Origin of the sequence: Methylocystis sp. MJC1, from assembly GCF_026427715.1 — a bacterium.
Taxonomy (GTDB): Bacteria; Pseudomonadota; Alphaproteobacteria; order Rhizobiales; family Beijerinckiaceae; genus Methylocystis.
Window position 1 is genome coordinate 1573208 of record NZ_CP107558.1, and the last position, 17728, is coordinate 1590935.

18 protein-coding genes are annotated in these 17728 nt (G+C 64.6%); 8 read left to right on the forward strand and 10 right to left on the reverse strand.

Annotation, left to right across the window (positions count from 1 at the left end; all coding sequences use genetic code 11):
• Positions 1-118: 118 nt before the first annotated feature.
• Genes OGR47_RS07515 through OGR47_RS07525 form a run of 3 tightly spaced genes read right to left on the reverse strand, consistent with a single transcriptional unit; the run spans position 119 to position 2559 of the window.
• Positions 119-862, reverse strand: a complete 744-nt coding sequence (locus OGR47_RS07515) for a lysophospholipid acyltransferase family protein (protein WP_165055453.1) — start codon at positions 860-862, stop codon at positions 119-121.
• Positions 863-911: 49 nt separating this feature from the next.
• Positions 912-2105: an alpha/beta hydrolase family esterase gene (locus OGR47_RS07520; RefSeq protein WP_165055452.1), complete on the reverse strand. Its 1194-nt coding sequence runs from the start codon at positions 2103-2105 to the stop codon at positions 912-914.
• A gap of 34 nt (positions 2106-2139) precedes the next feature.
• Complete coding sequence (locus OGR47_RS07525) at positions 2140-2559, reverse strand: CopG family transcriptional regulator (protein WP_165055450.1); 420 nt, start codon at positions 2557-2559, stop codon at positions 2140-2142.
• A gap of 270 nt (positions 2560-2829) precedes the next feature.
• Between OGR47_RS07525 and OGR47_RS07530 the strand changes: the two genes are divergently transcribed.
• From OGR47_RS07530 to OGR47_RS07560, 7 genes are all read left to right on the forward strand, one after another.
• Entirely contained in the window at positions 2830-3381 is a 552-nt protein-coding gene (locus OGR47_RS07530; protein ID WP_165055449.1) for an SRPBCC family protein, read from the forward strand.
• Positions 3382-3423: 42 nt separating this feature from the next.
• Positions 3424-4017 (forward strand): SRPBCC family protein, encoded by a 594-nt coding sequence (locus tag OGR47_RS07535; protein WP_165055447.1) that lies wholly within the window; start codon positions 3424-3426, stop codon positions 4015-4017.
• Positions 4018-4124: 107 nt separating this feature from the next.
• The gene (locus OGR47_RS07540; protein WP_246729836.1) at positions 4125-5132 is read left to right on the forward strand and encodes a YncE family protein; all 1008 of its coding nucleotides are present in this window, start codon (positions 4125-4127) and stop codon (positions 5130-5132) included.
• Between the two features lie 3 nt (positions 5133-5135).
• Entirely contained in the window at positions 5136-5549 is a 414-nt protein-coding gene (locus OGR47_RS07545) for a RusA family crossover junction endodeoxyribonuclease (RefSeq protein WP_165055445.1), read from the forward strand.
• A complete protein-coding gene (locus OGR47_RS07550) occupies positions 5546-6193 on the forward strand; it encodes a hypothetical protein (RefSeq protein WP_165055443.1) in 648 nt (215 codons plus the stop codon). Before OGR47_RS07545 ends, OGR47_RS07550 begins: the two co-directional genes overlap by 4 nt.
• 110 nt (positions 6194-6303) lie before the next feature.
• Positions 6304-6711 carry an NADH:ubiquinone oxidoreductase subunit NDUFA12 gene (locus OGR47_RS07555; RefSeq protein WP_165055442.1) on the forward strand — a complete coding sequence of 136 codons (408 nt, stop codon included), beginning with the start codon at positions 6304-6306 and terminating at the stop codon, positions 6709-6711.
• Between the two features lie 84 nt (positions 6712-6795).
• Complete coding sequence (locus tag OGR47_RS07560; protein ID WP_371824419.1) at positions 6796-7548, forward strand: DUF2155 domain-containing protein; 753 nt, start codon at positions 6796-6798, stop codon at positions 7546-7548.
• Here the strand turns inward: OGR47_RS07560 and aat are convergent, their stop codons facing one another.
• From aat to lptG, 7 genes are all read right to left on the reverse strand, one after another.
• Positions 7549-8217: a leucyl/phenylalanyl-tRNA--protein transferase gene (gene aat, locus OGR47_RS07565; RefSeq protein ID WP_165055440.1), complete on the reverse strand. Its 669-nt coding sequence runs from the start codon at positions 8215-8217 to the stop codon at positions 7549-7551.
• 208 nt (positions 8218-8425) lie between these two features.
• Complete coding sequence (gene accC, locus OGR47_RS07570; RefSeq protein WP_165055438.1) at positions 8426-9784, reverse strand: acetyl-CoA carboxylase biotin carboxylase subunit; 1359 nt, start codon at positions 9782-9784, stop codon at positions 8426-8428.
• 10 nt (positions 9785-9794) lie between these two features.
• Positions 9795-10397 (reverse strand): acetyl-CoA carboxylase biotin carboxyl carrier protein, encoded by a 603-nt coding sequence (gene accB / locus OGR47_RS07575; RefSeq protein WP_165055436.1) that lies wholly within the window; start codon positions 10395-10397, stop codon positions 9795-9797.
• Positions 10398-10416: 19 nt separating this feature from the next.
• Positions 10417-10848, reverse strand: a complete 432-nt coding sequence (gene aroQ / locus OGR47_RS07580) for a type II 3-dehydroquinate dehydratase (RefSeq protein WP_165055434.1) — start codon at positions 10846-10848, stop codon at positions 10417-10419.
• A 178-nt stretch (positions 10849-11026) separates the two neighbouring features.
• The gene (locus tag OGR47_RS07585; protein ID WP_246729835.1) at positions 11027-11821 is read right to left on the reverse strand and encodes a DsbA family protein; all 795 of its coding nucleotides are present in this window, start codon (positions 11819-11821) and stop codon (positions 11027-11029) included.
• Positions 11822-11937: 116 nt separating this feature from the next.
• The gene (locus OGR47_RS07590; RefSeq protein WP_165055433.1) at positions 11938-14541 is read right to left on the reverse strand and encodes an LPS-assembly protein LptD; all 2604 of its coding nucleotides are present in this window, start codon (positions 14539-14541) and stop codon (positions 11938-11940) included.
• Positions 14541-15626, reverse strand: coding sequence for an LPS export ABC transporter permease LptG (lptG, locus tag OGR47_RS07595; RefSeq protein ID WP_165055431.1), 1086 nt, complete (start codon positions 15624-15626; stop codon positions 14541-14543). Before lptG ends, OGR47_RS07590 begins: the two co-directional genes overlap by 1 nt.
• 365 nt (positions 15627-15991) lie before the next feature.
• Between lptG and OGR47_RS07600 the strand changes: the two genes are divergently transcribed.
• Positions 15992-17536 carry a leucyl aminopeptidase gene (locus OGR47_RS07600; RefSeq protein ID WP_165055430.1) on the forward strand — a complete coding sequence of 515 codons (1545 nt, stop codon included), beginning with the start codon at positions 15992-15994 and terminating at the stop codon, positions 17534-17536.
• The last annotated feature ends 192 nt before the right edge of the window (positions 17537-17728 follow it).

Consider the following 17728-nt stretch of genomic DNA (forward strand, 5'->3'; position numbering starts at 1 on the left):
CCTGTCATTGCGAGCGAAGCGAAGCAATCCAGAGCCACGCCTCGGCTCTGGATTGCTTCGTCGCTTGAGCTCCTCGCAATGACGGTAGGGCCAGAAGGCCAGCCTAACAGGCGCGCCCTTATGCTCGCATTTGCTGCAACATTGCCCGCACCTGCGCCTCTGTCTCCGCCGCCAGCGCTTTGCGATCCTTGCCCTCGAGTGAAATCGCTTCGCCGAAGGCTATACGGCAATGGACGCCGCTGCGTTTCATGAGGCTCCACAGATGCGGCAGGAAGGTCATGTCGCCATACCAGCCGACATCGACCGGCCGCGCGCCTTCCGTATAAAGGATGGCCGCGGGCGCAAGGGCCGCCGCGCCGTCATATCCCTGAAGGGCGTCGAAATGCGCCGGCTTGAAGGGCAGCGCGTCCGCGCCGTCGCTCGACGTGCCTTCGGGAAAGACGACGAGATCGCGACCCTCGCGTAGCACGCCGCAGAGCGCGGCGTTGACCGCCGGAATATCCTTGCGCGAGCCGCGCGGCACGAAGACGGTGCCCTGCAGCCGCGCCAGAAAGCCGAGAACCGGCCACCCCGCCACTTCGCTCTTTGCCAGAAAGACCAACGGATAAAGGCTCGCGAGCGCGATGATGTCGGTCCAGGAGACATGGTTCGAGACCACGAAGCGCGGGCTCGAGGCGGGCAGGGCGCCGGCGGGCGTCACCCTGATCCCGATGACCGCGCACATCAGCCGGCAGAAACTGGTTTGTATCTTGTGCTGGATCGCCCAGCCGCGCCGCCGCGCGATCGCCTGAACGGGAACGAGAAAAACGAAGGCGGCCGCCATGGCGGCGACAAAGGCGAAGGCGCGGAGGAGTGGGAGCATTCGGCCCTCATCCTTCCCGCGCAAGACGCCCGTATGACAGCAGCCCGCTTCAGCGCATTGTCCGACCCTCCATAAAAAACCTCAACATTTCGCGCGACGCGTCCGGGCCGTTCCGATCCGTGTGCGAGCCTTCCGGCGACCCTCCCGACCATGCGTGGCCCAGTCCTTCGATCGCCCAATATTCGACATGGGGCACCCCGCTTGTGTCGGCGACGACGGTGCGGCTGTAGGGTCGCCCTCCCGCCGCCCCGCGCTCGGTCGTTTCCTGATGAATCCGGGACAAGCCGGCGCGCGCTTCAGCGAGGATAAGCTCCGCGTTGGTGGGATGGACCTTGCGGTCCAAATCGCCATGGAAAATGATGGTGCGGACGCGGTCCTGCGCCCGCCGCGCGCCGCGATAGGGAGGCTTTCCACCCATGGCGGCGAAGGCCGTCGCGGTGTCGCTCGCGACGCCATAGGCGAGGCCCGAGTGGACGCCCGCGCCGGCGTAGAGGTCGGGGTAGGTCACGCTCATGACTTCCGCCATTGCGCCTCCCGCGGAAAGGCCCGCGACATAGACGCTGCGAGGGTCGATGTTCATCTCGGCGAGGAGCGCACGGGTGATGCCGGCGATGATGCTGGGCTCGCCGCGATCGCGGAGCTGGTCTTGCGGGTTGAACCAGTTCCAGCAGCCCAGATGATTAGCCGTCGCTGGCTGCTCGGGATAGGCCACGATGAAGCCGAATTCCTCGGCGAGCAGGTTCATTCCAGTCCCCACCGCAAAGTCGTCCGAGTTCTGCGTGCAGCCGTGCAGCATGACGACGAGCGCAGGCGCGGCCCCACGCGCCGTGGCGGGCGTATAGACCTTATAAGGCCGAGCGCCGGCCTCGCAGGCAAATGTTCGCGTCTCAAAAGCCGCGCCTTTAGGCACGGCGACGCGCGGGCGGTTACGGAATTTCGCCAGCGCTTCGAGTCCCTGGCCGAGATTTGGGAGGTCGCCGTTTCGCAGGCGCTCCAGCGTCTCTCCAAGCGGCAACGCCGTTCGTGGCGTCGACGGCGTTTCAGGCGTGACCTCCCCAGTTAGGGATTTCGCAGCTTCTGCAAGCTTCCCAGCCCAGTCCAGGTCTCTGGTCGGGGTCTCCTGCGCGGTCGAGGCGGTTCCTCCGGCGAGGCCGCGCATCAGGACGCGCGTCGCCTCGACGAGGTTTTGTGTGCGCGTGAGCTTGGTCGCCCGTTCGATCGCGTCGCCGAAAATCGGTTTCATGCTGTGGTTCCTCCACGGAAGGGCGCAGGCCCGTTCAGCCGATGCGGTCGGCAAGCGCCGCCCTGATTTCCTTGCTTGCCTGAAGCGCGCCGAGCACGGTGATCGACTCGATCACCTCGCGCGCAAGCTCGGGCGTGACATCGTCGCCGATGATCGCAAGCCCCAATACCTGTATGCGCAGCTTGCGCCCAGCGGCTTTCAGCGCCTCGAGTTCGTCACGGCTGTAGCGTCGCAGGCCGAGTTCGAGCGTGTGCCGCACGATGGATTGCTTGACGGCGTCGGCATGGACCGAAAGCTGATTGCGGATGGCGGTGCGGATGAAGTCGCTGCGGTTGGAATAGAAGCCCTCATGCACCAGCAGATCGATATGCCCGAGATCAACGTAACCGACGTTGATTGTGATCTTCTCGGACTCGCTGGTTCGCTCCCTCAACCGATGCAGCTCCGCCGCCATAGCCATCTCCACGCCATCCAGTTGGATGGTATATGAGCGCTAAAAGAGGCGTTTCAAGGTTGCGGAAGGTTCGAGGATGTCATGCGCCGCGTTAACGCCCTCTAATATCGCCTCCAATTTGTCTTCGGCCGGCGGGCTTGATTCCGTCCTTGGTGCGCGGCTCCATTGGCGCGGCGCTGATCGCGCCGCCCTTGACGTCGCCGCTTGCGGCGCCCTTATGTGCTCAGCCGCCGCGCTGGCGGTGGAGGAAGGTTCCCAGGAGAAATTCCCATGTCCTTTGTGATTGCGCGCCGCGCTGTCGTCGTTGCGGCCCTGTCGCTGGTTTCCGCCGGGCTGGCGACGGCCCCCGCCTTCGCGCACGGCCCTTCGCGCCAGAAAGTGGTCGAGAAGATCGAGATCGACGCGCCGGCCGACAAGGTCTGGGCCATCGTCGGCAATTTCCAGGACATGAGCTGGCTGCCCCCGGTCGCCAAGACCGAAGGCACGGGCGGCAATGACGTCGGCGCCAAGCGCAAGCTGACGCTCAAGGACGGCGGCGTGATCGAGGAGTCGCTTACGAAATATGACGCGGCGGGCAAGTCGATCGCCTATAAGATCGACAATGTCGACGTGAAGGTTCTGCCGGTGAACAATTACTCCTCGACGATCACCGTCAAGGACGCGGGCGGCAAGACGGAAGTCGAATGGAAGGGCGCCTTCTATCGCGGCTTCATGAACAACGACCCGCCGCCGGAGCTCTCCGACGAAGCGGCTATCAAGGCCGTCTCGGGCGTCTACACCGCCGGCCTCGCCGGGCTGAAGGCCAAGGCCGAGGGCAAGTAAACCCGCAACCCAGCGCGAGAGGGGCGCCGGGAGGATTGTAAAATGTCCAACCTGTCGCGCCGCGCCGCGCTTCTCGCGCTGGCGGCGCTTGTCCCTTGGGCGTCGGCAGCAAAAGCTGCCGCCGACGCCGGGCCTCCTGTTCCTGGCCCGAATTCCTGGGCCGCGCATGGCGCTGCCCCCCTCAAATCCGTCGAGACCATTGTGATCGACGCGCCGCCCGAGAAGGTCTGGGCGGTGGTGAGCGACTTCGCCCATTACGACTGGCTGCCCGGCGTGAAAGGCGTCGAGGCGAGCGGCGGCAATGAGCCTGAGAGGGCCAAGCGAAAGCTCCTCATGGCCGATGGCGGCGCGGTGGAGGAAACGCTCGTCCGATGGGACGCCGAGCGCATGACGCTCGCCTGGCATCGCGACCATGACGATGTGAGGCACCTGCCGGCCATCAATTACATGACGCATGTGACGGTGAAGCCTGCGGGCGAGGGCAAGTCGCTCGCCGAATGGAAAGGCCGCTTCTATCGCGGCCATCCCTTCAACGACCCGCCGCCGGGCCTTGACGACGACACGGCGCTCGCCGCCGTGACGGCGCTGCACCGCGCCAATCTCGCGGCGCTGAAGGCGCGGGTGGAGGGGAGATGACACCCCTGCGCGTGATCTCGAGCCGCCGCGCCCCCTCCCTGTCCCTCGCGGGAGAGGGGACGCTCGCGATCAGCGTCCGAGTCGTTGTCCGGTGGGCGCACACAAACTTGGCTAAGGCCCGAACGCGCCCCCTCTCCCGCGAAGCGGGGGAGGGATGGGGAGGTGGCCAGCGGCGTTTCTGCCAGCTCGGCGTTGTTGCCGCCCTCGCAGCGCTCGTCTCCTTCCCCGCTTACGCCGACGAAGCTTTTGTCACTGCGCAGGGAGCCGATGCGCTCGACATTATCGACGTCACAACGATGACGCCGCTCGCGCGCCTTCCCATCGGCGGAAAGCCGGCGGGGATTACTGTCAGCCGCGATGGCGCGCGCGCCTATGTGACGAGCCCCGAAGGCAAGTTCCTGACGATCGTCGACGCCAAAGCGCATAAGATCGAGCGGCGCATCCCGATCGCAGGCGGGCCGCTCGGCGTGGCCGCCGCGCGGGATGGCAAGCGCGTCTATGTCGCCGACCTTTACGGGCGCCGGCTGGTCGAGATCGACCCGGAGCAGGGCGAGCTGCGCAGCGTCGGCGTCGGGGCGATGGCCTCGGGGGTCGCCGTGACGCCCGACGGCAAGACCATCATCGTCGCCGATCGCGACGACAACGCAGTGTCCTTCATCGATGCGGAAAGCTTCACACGGATCGCGACGCTGCCGGTCGGCAAGCATCCTTTCGGCGTGACGATCGACGCCGCAGGCGCCCGCGCCTATACGGCCAATGTCGAATCGGACGACGTCAGCGTGATCGACATTGCCTCCCGCAAGGTCGTCGCGACGCTGAAGACGCAAAGCCGTCCGTATACGGCAACGCTGGCGAGCGGGCGGGTTTTTGTCGCGAACCAGCACGCCGATAGCGTGAGCGTCTTCGACGCCGCGACATTCGCGCCCCTGGGCGTCGTGAAAGTCGGCGAATATCCCGAAGGAATTGCTGCGAGCGGCGACGGTTCGCGGGTTTACGTCACGAGCTGGTTTTCAAACGAACTCTGGTCCATCGACGCCAAAACTCTGAAAGTCGCGGGCAAGGCGGAGACGGGAGATGGGCCGAGGGCTTTTGGGGCGTTTATAAAGACGGAGTGAACTTTGGAAATTCATTTCCCTTTGGAATTTATTGTCGAAGGCGCGCCGGTTTCCCTACAGACGAAAAGAGCGGCTTCTAAGCGCGACTGGCAGGACAGGGTGCGGGCCGCAAGCCGCATCGCCTTGCCCCCTGATTACTTCGCGAGCGACGACCGGATCGCCGTCACGCTCTATTATTTCCCCGACAGCGCCATGGATGGCGACATAGACAATATCGTCAAGCCGATCCTGGACGCACTGACCCAGCAAGTTTATCTTGACGATGGACAGGTTGAGCGCGTCGTCGTGCAGAAATTTGAACCTGACGGCGTTTTCCGTTTCGCCGCGCCGAGTTCAATGCTGGAAAAGGCTCTCACGCAGACGAAGCCGCTTCTCTATGTAAAGCTTTCGGATGATCCGTTCGAGGAACTGGCATGAGAGAGCCCGAGCAATCAAGACGGCTCATTATCGACCAACTGGCGCCCCGGCTGGAGGCGGAGGGTTATTCGGTCGTCTATGAACCGCCCCGGCAACTGCTGCCTCCGTTCATGGGGAGCTACGTGCCTGACGCAATCGCGCTAGGGCAGGACAAAAAAATCGCAATCGAGGTCATCGTCGAAGGCCAGCCAGGTGAGGCCAAGGAGCGCGATTTGCGGCGGCTCTTCAGAGATGCTCGCGACTGGGAGCTCAACGTCTATTTCGTGCGGCCGGGAGAAACTGGAGAGCTTTTTCCGGTCTCCCTCCACGCGATCGAAGACGCCATGGAATCGCTCGAGGGCTTGGCACAGACAGGCGCTCTGGCGGCGGCCTTGATGATGGGCTGGGGGATTTTCGAGGCTCTAGCGAGATTTCTGGCGCCCGATAAATACCGGAAGCCGCAAACGCCGGCGCGGCTGGTCGAATCTCTCGCGAACAGCGGCTATGTCACGCCCTCGGAAGCAGATTTCCTTCGTGAAGCGGGCCGGCTTCGCAATAGCTTGGCGCACGGCGATTTGGAGAGAGGCGTCAAGCAGGACGATGTTCGGCGGCTCATTGCCGTGCTGCGTGAGCTGCGCAGCTTGGCCGCCGATGGGGTGCATTGAACAGCTCGGCTCGGCACCCCTAGACACCGCCGCGCCGCAACGCCATAAGGAGCGCAACGACGCCGACTGGCCGGCGCAAGGCGCGCCGCAAAGAAGAGGCCGAACGCATTATGTCCATCTTCACCCGTTTCTTCACTTGGTGGGATCGCGCGACCCTCAACACGAGCCTGTGGACAGCGCTCTATGGCGAGCGCGTGGGGACGGACGAATTCGGCAACGTCTATTACCGCCGTCGCGGCGGGAAGAAGGACAAGGCGCTGGGCTTCGAGCGCCGTTGGGTGATCTTCAACGGTTATTGTGAGGGCTCCGCCATTCCGCAGGGCTGGCACGGCTGGCTGCATCATACGGTGGATACGCCGCCCACCAAGGAAATCTACGCCGGCAAGGAGTGGGAGCTGCCGCATCAGCCGAACATGACCGGCACGCCGCTCGCCTACCGCCCGCCGGGATCGCAGCTGTCGACCGGCGAGCGTACGCCGTCCGGTGGCGACTATGTCGCCTGGCGGCCAGAGGGCTGATTCCTTCCGTCCACGGAAACGCCTTTCTTGCCTGTTTATGTCGGTCCAGCGTTTTCCTCTGGCCGCTGCGCGCGGCGCGGTGACATGATGATCTCATCCCTTCGTTACGGCTTGGCGCTCGGCGCCTTTGTGGCCGCGCTCTATGGCATGGCCGCCGCCGAGCCCATCCGCCATCCGACAGCTATCTTCGCCGGCCTCGACAAGACGACCGGCCGCATCATTAATTTCGACGTCGCGATCGATGAGACCGTTCAATTCGGCTCGCTCAATGTAACGCCGCGCGTCTGCAACACCCGGCCGCAGACCGAAGCGCCACAGACGACGAGTTTCGTCGAGGTCGACGAAGTCATGAACCGGCAGGAGCGGCAGGCGAAACTGGAGATAAAGGACGCGCGGGCGGACGCCAAACCCGAGGCCAAGCGCATCTTCTCCGGCTGGATGTTCGCGGCGAGCCCCGGTCTCCATGGCGTGGAGCATCCTGTCTACGACGTCTGGCTCGTCGATTGTAAGGGCGGCAAGGAGAATGCGCCGGCGCCTGTCGCCGCCGAGGAAACCGCGCCGTCGGTAGACGGCGCCGCCGCGCCTGCGCCGGAAACGGGCCGGAAGAAGCGGTCGCGCAAGGTGGAGCCCAAGGCTCCCACGCCGGTGGAGAACGCGCCGATCGGCCCGTCTGATTCGGTTCCGCCGCAGCCCGCCATGGACGGTGCTCCGACCCCCGACGCCGGCGCGGCCGAAGCCCCGGCGCAGCAGCCCCAGCCGCAGAAGAAAAAGAAGAGGCGGTCGTCGCCTGCCGTGACGCCGGTCGAGCCGCAGCCGGGCGGGCTTCTGCCGTTCTGATCAATCTTCGAGCGCGGCGAGCGCCTGGCGGCCGGAGACTGTCTCTTCCGGTTTCCAGACGTGGAAATTGGCGACGACGCAGAGCGCCTCTTCCAGCGCGCGATGATAGGAATCCCGGGAAATCTCGATCGCGCCCAGAGAGGCGAGATGCGTGGTCATGAACTGCGTGTCGAGCAGGTGGAAACCGCCGGCGCGCAGCCGCGCCACGAGATGGGCGAGCGCCACCTTGGAGGCGTCGCGCTCGCGATGGAACATGCTCTCGCCGAAAAAGGCGCCGCGTAACGCGACGCCGTAGAGACCGCCGACGAGTTGGCCCTCGCGCCAGCATTCCACCGTATGGGCGAAGCCCATGTCGAAAAGCTGGCGATAGAGGCGGCGGATTTCGTCGTTGATCCAGGTCTTCTCGCGATCTGGCGCGGGGGCGGCGCAGGCTTCGATCACCGCGTCGAAGTCACGATCGACCACGACCTCGAAACGATCCGACCGCACGGTCTTGGCGAGCGAGCGCGAGACGATAAACGTATCCAGCGGAAAGATCGCCCGCTTTTCGGGATCCACCCAGAACAGCTGGTCGTCCTCGGCGCTCTCCGCCATGGGAAAGAGGCCGATGGAATAGGCGCGCAGCAAAAGCTGCGGCGTGATGGCGTAGGATGCGCCGGGTTTTGACATGGGTAAAAGGATAGCGCCTTATCTCGAAAAATGCAGCGGGCGGCGTCCGGGCTCGGGGCAATCCTGGGGGCGCGGGAGAGCGTCTGTATTTACAGCCCGTCTGGAAGCCCGCGCGCCGTCATTGCGAGGAGCAAAGCGACGAAGCCATCCAGAGCCGAGGCGGGGCTCTGGATGGCTTCGCTCTGCTCGCAATGACGAAGCCGGTTTGTCAGACCTCCGGCTCGATCCCGCCCGTCGCCAGGAAATGCTCGAGCCAATGGATGTCGTAGATCCCGTTCTGCACATCCGAATTGCGCACCAGCGTGCGGAACAGCGGCAGCGTCGTGTCGATGCCGTCGACGATGAACTCGTCGAGCGAGCGGCGCAGGCGCATGAGCGCCTCGGTGCGGTTGCGGCCGTGGACGATCAGCTTGCCGATGAGCGAGTCGTAATTCGGCGGAATCGAATAGCCCTGATAAACAGCCGAATCGACCCGCACGCCAACGCCGCCCGGCGGATGGTAATAGGCGATGCGGCCCGGCGAGGGGCGGAAGGTGGTCGGGTGCTCGGCGTTCACGCGGCACTCGATCGCATGGCCGTAGAACTGCACGTCTTCTTGTTTCATCGAGAGCGGCGAGCCCGCCGCGACCCTGATCTGCTCGCAGACAAGATCGACGCCCGTGATCGATTCGGTCACAGGATGCTCGACCTGAATGCGCGTGTTCATTTCGATGAAATAGAACTCGCCGTTCTCGTAGAGGAACTCGACCGTGCCCGCGCCGGCATATTGCAATTCGCGCATGGCCTTGGCGCAAACCTCGCCGATCTCGCGACGCTGCGTGTCGTTGAGCGCGGGGGAGGGGCTTTCCTCGAACACTTTCTGATGGCGGCGCTGCAGAGAGCAGTCGCGCTCGCCCAGATGAAGGGCTTCGCCCTTGCCGTCGCCGAACACCTGGATTTCGATATGGCGCGGCTTTTCGAGATATTTCTCGATGTAGACCGTGTCGTCGCCGAAAGCGGCCTTGGCCTCCGTGCGCGCCGTCGCCATGGCGACGCCGAGATCATGCGCGTCGCGCGCGACCTTCATGCCGCGTCCGCCGCCGCCCGAGGCCGCTTTCACCAGCACGGGGAAGCCGATCTTCTGCGCGACCTTCAGCGCCTCCTTCTCGGAGAGCACGGGACCGTCGGAGCCCGGCACACAGGGAATGCCGAGGCGCCTGGCGGTGGCCTTCGCCTCGATCTTGTCGCCCATCAGCCGGATATGCTCGGACTTCGGACCGATGAAGGTGATGTTGTGCTCTTCGAGGATTTCCGCGAAGCGGGCGTTCTCAGAGAGGAAGCCATAGCCCGGATGCACCGCGTCGGCGCCGGTGATCTCGCAGGCCGAGAGCAGCGCAGGGATGTTGAGATAGGAATCGCGCGCGGCCGGCGGGCCGATGCAGACGGACTCGTCGGCGAGCTTCACATGCATGGCGTCGGCGTCGGCGGTCGAATGCACCGCCACGGTGGCGACGCCGAGCTCCTTTGCGGCGCGTAAGACGCGCAGCGCGATTTCGCCGCGATTGGCGATGAGGATTTTGTCGAACATCCCGCGCGCCTTATTCGATCACGAGGAGAGGTTCGCCATATTCGACCGGCTGGCCGTCCTCGACGATGATGGCGGTGACGACGCCGGATTTCGGGGCGACGATGTCGTTGAAGGTCTTCATCGCTTCGATCAGAAGCAGCTTGTCGCCGGCCGAAACGCGCGCGCCGATCTCGACGAAGGGCTTGGCGTCGGGATTGGGGCGCAGGTAGGCGGTGCCGACCATCGGCGACTTTACCGCGCCCGGATGTTCGGCGAGCGATTCCTCTGTCGGCGGCGCGGCGGGCGCTGGCGCGGCGGCAGGGGCGAGCGCAGCGAAAGGCGCCGGCGCGTAAGCCGCCTGGGCCGGCGCGGCGATGGTGACGGTCGCGGGCGCGGCGAGCGGGGCCGGCGTGCGGGCGGCGCGAATGCGCAGATCGCCCTTCTCGACCTCGAATTCGGTGAGGTCGCTCTGCGCGACGAGCTCTGCGACGGTGCGCAGCAGCGCGGGGTCGATCAAAGGGGCGGGCGCGACGACGGCGCGGGGTGTGGCCGCACGGGTCGCGGCGGGAGCGGGGGCGGCGGCCGAAGAGCGGCGGCCGCGCGTGGTCTTGGTCGGTTGTGCTTTGCGCGCCATGGTTTTTCCCAGGTCTATCTCAGATGTTTTGGAGAATGGCCTCGAGGGCCAGCAAATATGAAAGCGGGCCGAAGCCCGCGATGACTCCCCGCGCCGCCGGGGAAATATACGAGTGATGGCGGAAGCTCTCCCGCGCATGCACGTTGGAAAGATGCACTTCGATGACGGACGCCTGCGCGCCTTTGATCGCGTCGTAAAGCGCGATCGAGGTATGGGTCAGCGCGCCGGCGTTGAGGATGACCGGCGCGCCCGCGGCGCCCGCCTCCTGAATCCAGGTGACGAGATCGCCCTCAAAATTCGATTGCTTGAAGACGAGCGAGACGCCCTTCGCGCTACAGCGTTCGTCGAGCTGGGCGCGGATGTCGTCCAGGGTCGCGGATCCGTAGATCCCGGGTTCGCGCTTGCCGAGAAGGTTGAGATTTGGACCGTTGAGCACGTGTACGGCTGACATTGCCTTCCCGAACGATCGATTTCTTCAAAGGGCGAAGCGCGTCTCTCTTAGCCGCATTGGCCCCGCAAAGGAAGCCCGGCGGCAGGGGGCAGGGCGCCTGGCAGGAAAGGGCCCGCCGGACCGCGCGCCTTCAGGCGCGCTTTTTAAGGCGAGCCTGAAAGCTTGCGGTCCCGGCGCCTCAGCAGGTGGCCTTGCCGCATTTGTGCATATTGTCGATCTTCGCCTTGAGCTGCGCAAAGGGCAGGCCGCCCACGACGGCTTCCTTGCCGATGACCCACGACGGCGTGCCGTCGAATTTGAGCTGTTCGGCGAGAGCGGCGACTTCCTTCAGCGCGGCCTGCGTTTCGGCGCCGTCGGCGTCCTTCTCGAGCCGGGCAATATCGGCGCCGACCTCCTTCGCCGCCGCGATGGCCTGCTGCTTGCCGATGTGGCCGCGCGTGGAAAGCAGCTTCTTGTGGAACTCCCAGAATTTCGCGGGCGAAAGCTGCATGCGGGCGGCGGTCGCGACATGCGCCGCATCGACCGAATCGGCGCCCAGAATCGGGAAATCCTTGAGAACGACGCGCAGCTTGGGGTCGGTTTCGATGAGCTTCGCGACGGAGGCGAGCGATTGCTTGCAGTAGCCGCAGTTGTAGTCGAAGAATTCGACCAGCGTGACGTCGCCGTCCGGGTTGCCGACGACCGCCTGGTTTGCCGAATGGACGATCTTTTCGCCCTGTTCCACAACGGCTTTCTCACGCGACGCCAGCTCGGCCGCTTCCTCGCGCTTCTTGAGCGCCTCGATCGCCTCGCGGATCACTTCTGGATTCGAAACGAGATAGTCGTGGACGATTTTCTGAATGCCGGCCTTTTGCTGGTCCGAAAAGGCGTCGTCCGCCCGCGACGGCGCTACGCCGGCAAGAATGATCCCTGCGACAGCGCCGGCGGCGGCAAGAGCGCGCCAAGAGGCGGCGAGGGACGGGAAAAGGCGCATCGATTTCTCCTTCATGCGCGGGGCGATGAGCGCCTTCCGCAATTCGGGCGTGTTCTGGAGCGAGGCGCTTTTAACAGACGGCCTCGGTCCTGTCATTCAAGGTCCGAGGCCGTTGATCAACGCACGTAGCTTCCGCCGTAGCCGCTCGAATAGGAGCTGCCCGCAGTGGCGTTGTGCACGCCGTCGTTCACGAGCACGGAGCCGAGGCCGTAATTGAAGCGCGCCTCGCCCAGCGTGCGGAACTGCAGGGACACCATGACGGCCTGGTTGCGCGCCGGCAGGCCCGTGTTCGCCTGAGGCTGGTAGATCTGCGAGTAGTTGATCGACAGCGTCGTGCAATCGTCATGATAGCCGATGCCCGCGCCCAGCGCCGCGACCGAGAAGAGCGGCGCCGTGCCGTTGAGATTGGCGCCCGTATAGGCGGTGTAAAGATACGGGTTCTGAGTCAGATTATTGTAGAGATAACGGCTCATATCGAAAGTGACGGTGCCGTTCAGGAAGTAGTTCTTCGTGATGTCATAGCGGCCGGTCGCCGAAAGACCCTGCCGGCGGACGTCGAAGCCGATGGCGCGTTGGGCGGCGTAATTGGCGTATTGCAGCTGAATGGAGAGCGGATCGAAGTTGAAGGTCGCGAACAGATCGATGCGCTTCGCAACCAGGCTGTCCTTGTCGAAGCGGCCTTTCGCGACAAAGCTCATGAAGGAGGCTGGCGCAAAGGCGAAGCGGCCGACGATGTCGGAGGTGCGCCTGTTGAGGCCCGAGTTCAACCCGACATTGGCGGCGTCCGCCGTGGCGTAGCCATTGGCGCCGGCGAGCTGCGTCGACTGGCCGACCATGGCGTTGACGAAGCCGCCATTGCCGAGCGTGAGAGTGGCCTGCCCGCCGTAGTTCAGGCGCGTGCCGGTCTCGAAGCGGTCGTAGCCCGAGAATTTGCTCCATTCGAACAAGGTCGAGTCGTCGAAGACGAGGCTCTGCGCGTCCATGTTGACGAGCGAGGGAATCGACGTCTGGTTCGGGCGCGCGACAACCTGTGCGATAGGCTCGACGACAATATTGCCGATGGGGCTGCGCGCGAGGATGGGATAGCGCCATTCGGCGCCGAAGCCCGGCGTCGCCTGGCCGCGGAAACGCTGATCCTGGCCGCTAAGAAATAGCCCCTGATTGGCGTTGGGGATCGGTTGCCAGAAACTATTGTAGATCGGGTAGAGGCCCTGCTTGTCGTAATCGAGATAGCTGCCGGTGAAGCGCGCGAAGGCGAAGGCTGTCCAGACCCCGCCGACGGGATCGATCACCTTGCGCTTCCAATCGCCCATAATGGTGGCGTGCTCGTAGTTGCCGCCTATGCCGCGCAACAGGCACGTGCTGCGTTGCGGAACGATGTCGCGATTGTAGAACTGACAGACGTTGTAGAGGCCGTAGACGCTGTCGAGCGTGCGCGGGTTGATCGACTCGTAATTGGCGACGTCAGCCGAGGTGCTCGTGAAATTGGCGTCGATTTCGATCTGTCCGCCGACGCCGGCGGTCTTGGCCGGATCGACGTCGAAGACGCGATTATAGTCGATCACCGGATGCACGAGAGGCTGCTGCGCCTGCACGTCGCTGGGCGAGAGGCCCTGGAAGTAATAGCCGCGCATGTCGAAATAGCTGCGCGGCCCCTGGCCGGTCAGATAGATCGTCGAGGACGACTCGCGGAAATAGTAGTTCTGCAGGAGATAGTTGAACTGCTTGTAGTCCTGCAGGAAGTAGCGGTCGGAGAGCGCCGTTATATCCCAGCCGGCGCGCCAGCGGTCGTTGAGCCAGAAGTCGCCCTGAGTCTGGAGCGCGCCGCGCCATGCCCGGTCGCGGGCGCCGTAGGGGGCGATAGCGAAGGCGCTCGGATCGCCGACATGAGTGCCTTCGGCGCGGATCGAAAATCCGCCATTCTCGAAGCGCTTGCGGAATTCGCCCGTCAGGAAGGGTCCTTGGCGGGAGAAGATGGTGGGTGTGACGGTGAGGTCGGAGTCAGGCGAAATCGCCCAGAAATAGGGAACCCCGAATCCCGCGCCGAGCTGTGAGCGATAGGTGAAGACGGGTGTCAGGAAGCCCGACTTGCGCTTCACGGTCGGATCGGCCGAGGACCAGAAGGGCACATAGGCGATCGGCGTTCCGAGGAACTCGAATGTCGCGTCCTCGTAATAGATCGTCTTCTCCACGTTGTCGTGGATGATCCGCTTGGCCTTCAGCTGCCAGGTGCGCGGCTTGGACGGGTCGTCCTTGCAGGCCTCGCAGGCCGTATAGGCGCCCATGTCGAAGGTCGTGACGCCATCCGTGCGCTCGGCGCGCGGCGCGCTGAAATGGGTGTTGTCGGCGGTGTCGACCTGAAGGCTGTCGATAAAGCCGGCCTTGAAATCGTCGGTAAGGTCGAAGCGCTCCGCGCGGGCGATCGTGCCGTTCGCCTCGGTGAGCTTTGCGTGGCCTTCCGCATAGACCCGGGACGTGTTGCGGTCATAGACCACGCGGTCCGCCTCGAGCAGACGGCCCTTGTAGAGAAGCTGCACCTGGCCACGCGCGGTGACGGTGTTGGTCTTCTCGTTATAGATCATCTCCCTTGCCTCGACGACCATGCGCTCGCCTGCGCCCTGCGGCGCGGCGGAGGCGGACGAGGCAAAGACCATCGCGCCGCCCGACAGGGCGGCGACGCTGGAGAGGAGAGCCGAGAGGCGGCGGAGCCGGCGAGACATCAACCGTCCTCCGAATAGAGCAAAGTAAGCGTGCCCAACATGCTCCCGACAAGCGCAGGCGACCAGGCGGCGACGAGCGGAGAAATCATCCCTGCGCCGCCGAGGTCGGAGAGGACCTTAGTGGCGATGTAAAGCACGAAGCCTGCCACGACGCCACCGGAAAGCGTCTTGGCCACTCCGCCGAACCGGAAGAACCTTAACGAAAAGCTCGCGGCGACCAGGACCATAGCGACGAGAAGCAGCGGTCGCGCTAGAAGGGTTTGAAATTGCAGCTTATATTCTGTCGCGTCGAGGCCTGCCTCGGTAGTGCGGGCGGTCATCGCCGGCAGGTCCCAGAAGGGCGTGCCCTGCGCCGGCGTGGTGGCGGCGGCGGCCTGTTCGGGGGTGAGATCGGTTGCGAGCATGTAGGAATCGACTTGGCGCGCGGGTTCGCCGGGCGCGCTGACCGTCGCCCCTTCGAGGACCCAAACGCCCGGTTCGAGATGCGCTTTACCGGCCTCGACGCGCTCTACGAAGCCGCCGTCGGCGGAATAGATGTTGACGCTGACGCCCTGGAGGTCGACGCCGCTGTTGGCCGTCAGATTTGCGTGAATGACGGCAAGGCCGTCGACGCCATGCTGACGTAGCCAGACGCCGCGATCGATGCGGACGCTGCCCTCCCGCCCGAAGAGCTCGAGCTCCATCTGATCCGAGCGTTGCTTCATCTTGGCCGAGAGCGGGTTGTAGACGGTCACCGAAACGATCCCGATGAGGAGCGCGGCGAGCGCCGGCGCGGCGACGAATTGCCAAACCGACATGCCGGCGGCGCGCGCCACGATCAGCTCCAGCTTGCGCGTCAGGTCGACGAAGGTCGCCATGGACCCAAAGAGGACGGCGAAGGGGAGAATCATCTCGGCCGCGGCCGGCACCTTCATAACCGTCATCAGCGCGACCGCTCCCGCGCCGGCTGCCGGGTTGTCGCTCGCGCGGCGCAGCGTCTCGACGAAGACCACGACGAACATCAGGCAGAAAATCGCAAAGAAGATCGCCAGGATGGCGCGTGTGAAGCGCATGCCGAAATAGCGGGTGATCGTTACGCCGATCATGACGCCGCTCCCGGGCGGCGACCCAAAAAACAGGCCGGGGCGCGGCTCCGCATCATCGTCGCCATCGCCTCGGCTCGCTCCTTCTCCAGTGACTCAGAAACACGACGTTAAGCGCTCTTTAACGATGGCTAGACGCTCGCGCGCGTCCAGGCAAGCGGCGCTCGCGACAGGACCGCGGTTCATATTAATCTAATTCTCGAGCGTTGCCTTTCCGCAACGTCGCCATTTTCTGGCCCGATCGCGGCGTTTTGGGGGCGCGATTTGGCGGCACCATTTGACCGGGGCCCTTGGCCGGGATATTGCGCGCCCAATGTCCCTTCAGCGCGGCCAATACCGGCGCCGCGCGACCCTCCAGCGAGGCGGCGATGTTTCTCAATGCGAAATTCGAGGTCCTTTCCTTCGACGAGGCGGAGGCCGCCCTGCGCGCGCCCGAGGACGCCGCCCGCCCGCGAACCCTCGTCGTCTTCGCTGGAAACGAGCTTGCCATGTCCGACCGCGCCAAGGCGCTGTTGAAGGAGGCGCAGGCGCAGATCGAGCGCGCCGCGGGCGCAACGAAGTTCAAGGGCAAATCCGGCTCTGCGCTGGAGATCCTCGCGCCTGTTGGCGTGGCGGCCAGCCGCCTCCTTGTAATTGGCGTTGGCGCCGGCAATTCGGACGACTCCGACAAGCCCGCCAAATTCGAGGACTATCTTTCGCTTGGCGGCCAGACACTCGGAAAGCTGGGGGCGAGCGCCGCAGTCGTGGTCCTGTTCGATCTGCCGGAAGCACCGTCAGAACCTGCCGCGGCGGCGGCGCAGTTCACGCTCGGCGGCTGGCTGCGCGCCTATAAATTCGACCAATACAAGACGAAGAAAAAGGACGAGGACAAGGACGGCTCGATCGAGGTTCAGCTCGGCGTCGCCGATGCGGAGAGCGCGAAAGTTCTTGTCGCGGACGCGACCCACACCGCCGAGGCGGTGGTTCTGGCCCGCACGCTGGTCAACGAACCGGCGAATGTGCTGTCGCCGGACGAATTCGCGCGTCGCGCCTCCGAGCTGATGAAGCTCGGCGTCGAGGTCGAAATCCTCGACGAGAAGGCCATGGCCGAGCTCGGCATGCGGGCGCTGCTCGGCGTGGGGCAGGGCTCGGAGAATGAAAGCCGCCTTGTCGTGCTGCGCTGGAACGGCGGCGCGGCCGGCGCCGCGCCCGTCGCCTTCGTCGGAAAAGGCGTTGTCTTCGATACTGGCGGCATTTCGATCAAGCCCGCCGCCTCCATGGAGGATATGAAGGGCGACATGGCCGGCGCGGCGGCCGTCACCGGCGCGCTCTACGCCATCGCCGCGCGCAAGGCCAAGGCCAATGTCGTCGGCGTGCTGGGCCTCGTCGAGAACATGCCCGACGGCAAGGCGCAGCGGCCCGGCGATATCGTCAAATCCATGTCGGGGCAGACCATCGAGGTCATCAACACCGATGCGGAAGGCCGCCTGGTGCTCGCCGACGCGCTCACTTATGTGATCGAGAAGCACAAGCCCGCCGCGGTCGTCGATCTTGCGACGCTGACCGGCGCGATTCTCGTGGCGCTTGGCCAGGAATATGCCGGGCTCTTTTCCAATAATGACGAGCTGTCCGAGCGCCTCACGAAGGCGGGGACCGCGACCGGGGAAAAGCTGTGGCGCTTTCCGATGGGGCCGTCCTACGACAAGCTCATCGACTCCAAGTTCGCCGATATGAAGAACACCGGCGGGCGCCACGGCGGCTCCATCACCGCCGCACAATTCCTGCAGCGTTTCGTCGGCAAGACGCCCTGGGCGCATCTGGACATCGCCGGCACGGGCATGGGCTCGCCGGCGAGCGACGTCAATCAGAGCTGGGCCTCCGGCTTCGGCGTGCGGCTGCTCGATCGGCTGGTGAAGGATAATTACGAGGGGTAATTCGCGCCCGCCGTCATTGCGAGGAGCGTAAGCGACGAAGCAAATCAGGGCAGCCATCGCGGCCCTGGATTGCTTCGCTTCGCTCGCAATGACGATTTCCGGCTTTTGCGCAAGGCCGGCCGCCGAAGGGGCTGTAACGCCCAAGCATCTGATTTTTATTTGAAAACCTTTCGCTCCGACCCACCTATCGGG

Coding starts and splice junctions, on each gene's coding strand:
- OGR47_RS07515 (WP_165055453.1), bottom strand. CDS start 862: ATGCTCCCACTCCTCCGCGCCTTCGCCTTTGTCGCCGCCATGGCGGCC.
- OGR47_RS07520 (WP_165055452.1), bottom strand. CDS start 2,105: ATGAAACCGATTTTCGGCGACGCGATCGAACGGGCGACCAAGCTCACG.
- OGR47_RS07525 (WP_165055450.1), bottom strand. CDS start 2,559: ATGGCGGCGGAGCTGCATCGGTTGAGGGAGCGAACCAGCGAGTCCGAG.
- OGR47_RS07530 (WP_165055449.1), top strand. CDS start 2,830: ATGTCCTTTGTGATTGCGCGCCGCGCTGTCGTCGTTGCGGCCCTGTCG.
- OGR47_RS07535 (WP_165055447.1), top strand. CDS start 3,424: ATGTCCAACCTGTCGCGCCGCGCCGCGCTTCTCGCGCTGGCGGCGCTT.
- OGR47_RS07550 (WP_165055443.1), top strand. CDS start 5,546: ATGAGAGAGCCCGAGCAATCAAGACGGCTCATTATCGACCAACTGGCG.
- OGR47_RS07555 (WP_165055442.1), top strand. CDS start 6,304: ATGTCCATCTTCACCCGTTTCTTCACTTGGTGGGATCGCGCGACCCTC.
- OGR47_RS07560 (WP_371824419.1), top strand. CDS start 6,796: ATGATGATCTCATCCCTTCGTTACGGCTTGGCGCTCGGCGCCTTTGTG.
- aat (WP_165055440.1), bottom strand. CDS start 8,217: ATGTCAAAACCCGGCGCATCCTACGCCATCACGCCGCAGCTTTTGCTG.
- accC (WP_165055438.1), bottom strand. CDS start 9,784: ATGTTCGACAAAATCCTCATCGCCAATCGCGGCGAAATCGCGCTGCGC.
- accB (WP_165055436.1), bottom strand. CDS start 10,397: ATGGCGCGCAAAGCACAACCGACCAAGACCACGCGCGGCCGCCGCTCT.
- aroQ (WP_165055434.1), bottom strand. CDS start 10,848: ATGTCAGCCGTACACGTGCTCAACGGTCCAAATCTCAACCTTCTCGGC.
- OGR47_RS07585 (WP_246729835.1), bottom strand. CDS start 11,821: ATGCGCCTTTTCCCGTCCCTCGCCGCCTCTTGGCGCGCTCTTGCCGCC.
- OGR47_RS07590 (WP_165055433.1), bottom strand. CDS start 14,541: ATGTCTCGCCGGCTCCGCCGCCTCTCGGCTCTCCTCTCCAGCGTCGCC.
- lptG (WP_165055431.1), bottom strand. CDS start 15,626: ATGATCGGCGTAACGATCACCCGCTATTTCGGCATGCGCTTCACACGC.
- OGR47_RS07600 (WP_165055430.1), top strand. CDS start 15,992: ATGTTTCTCAATGCGAAATTCGAGGTCCTTTCCTTCGACGAGGCGGAG.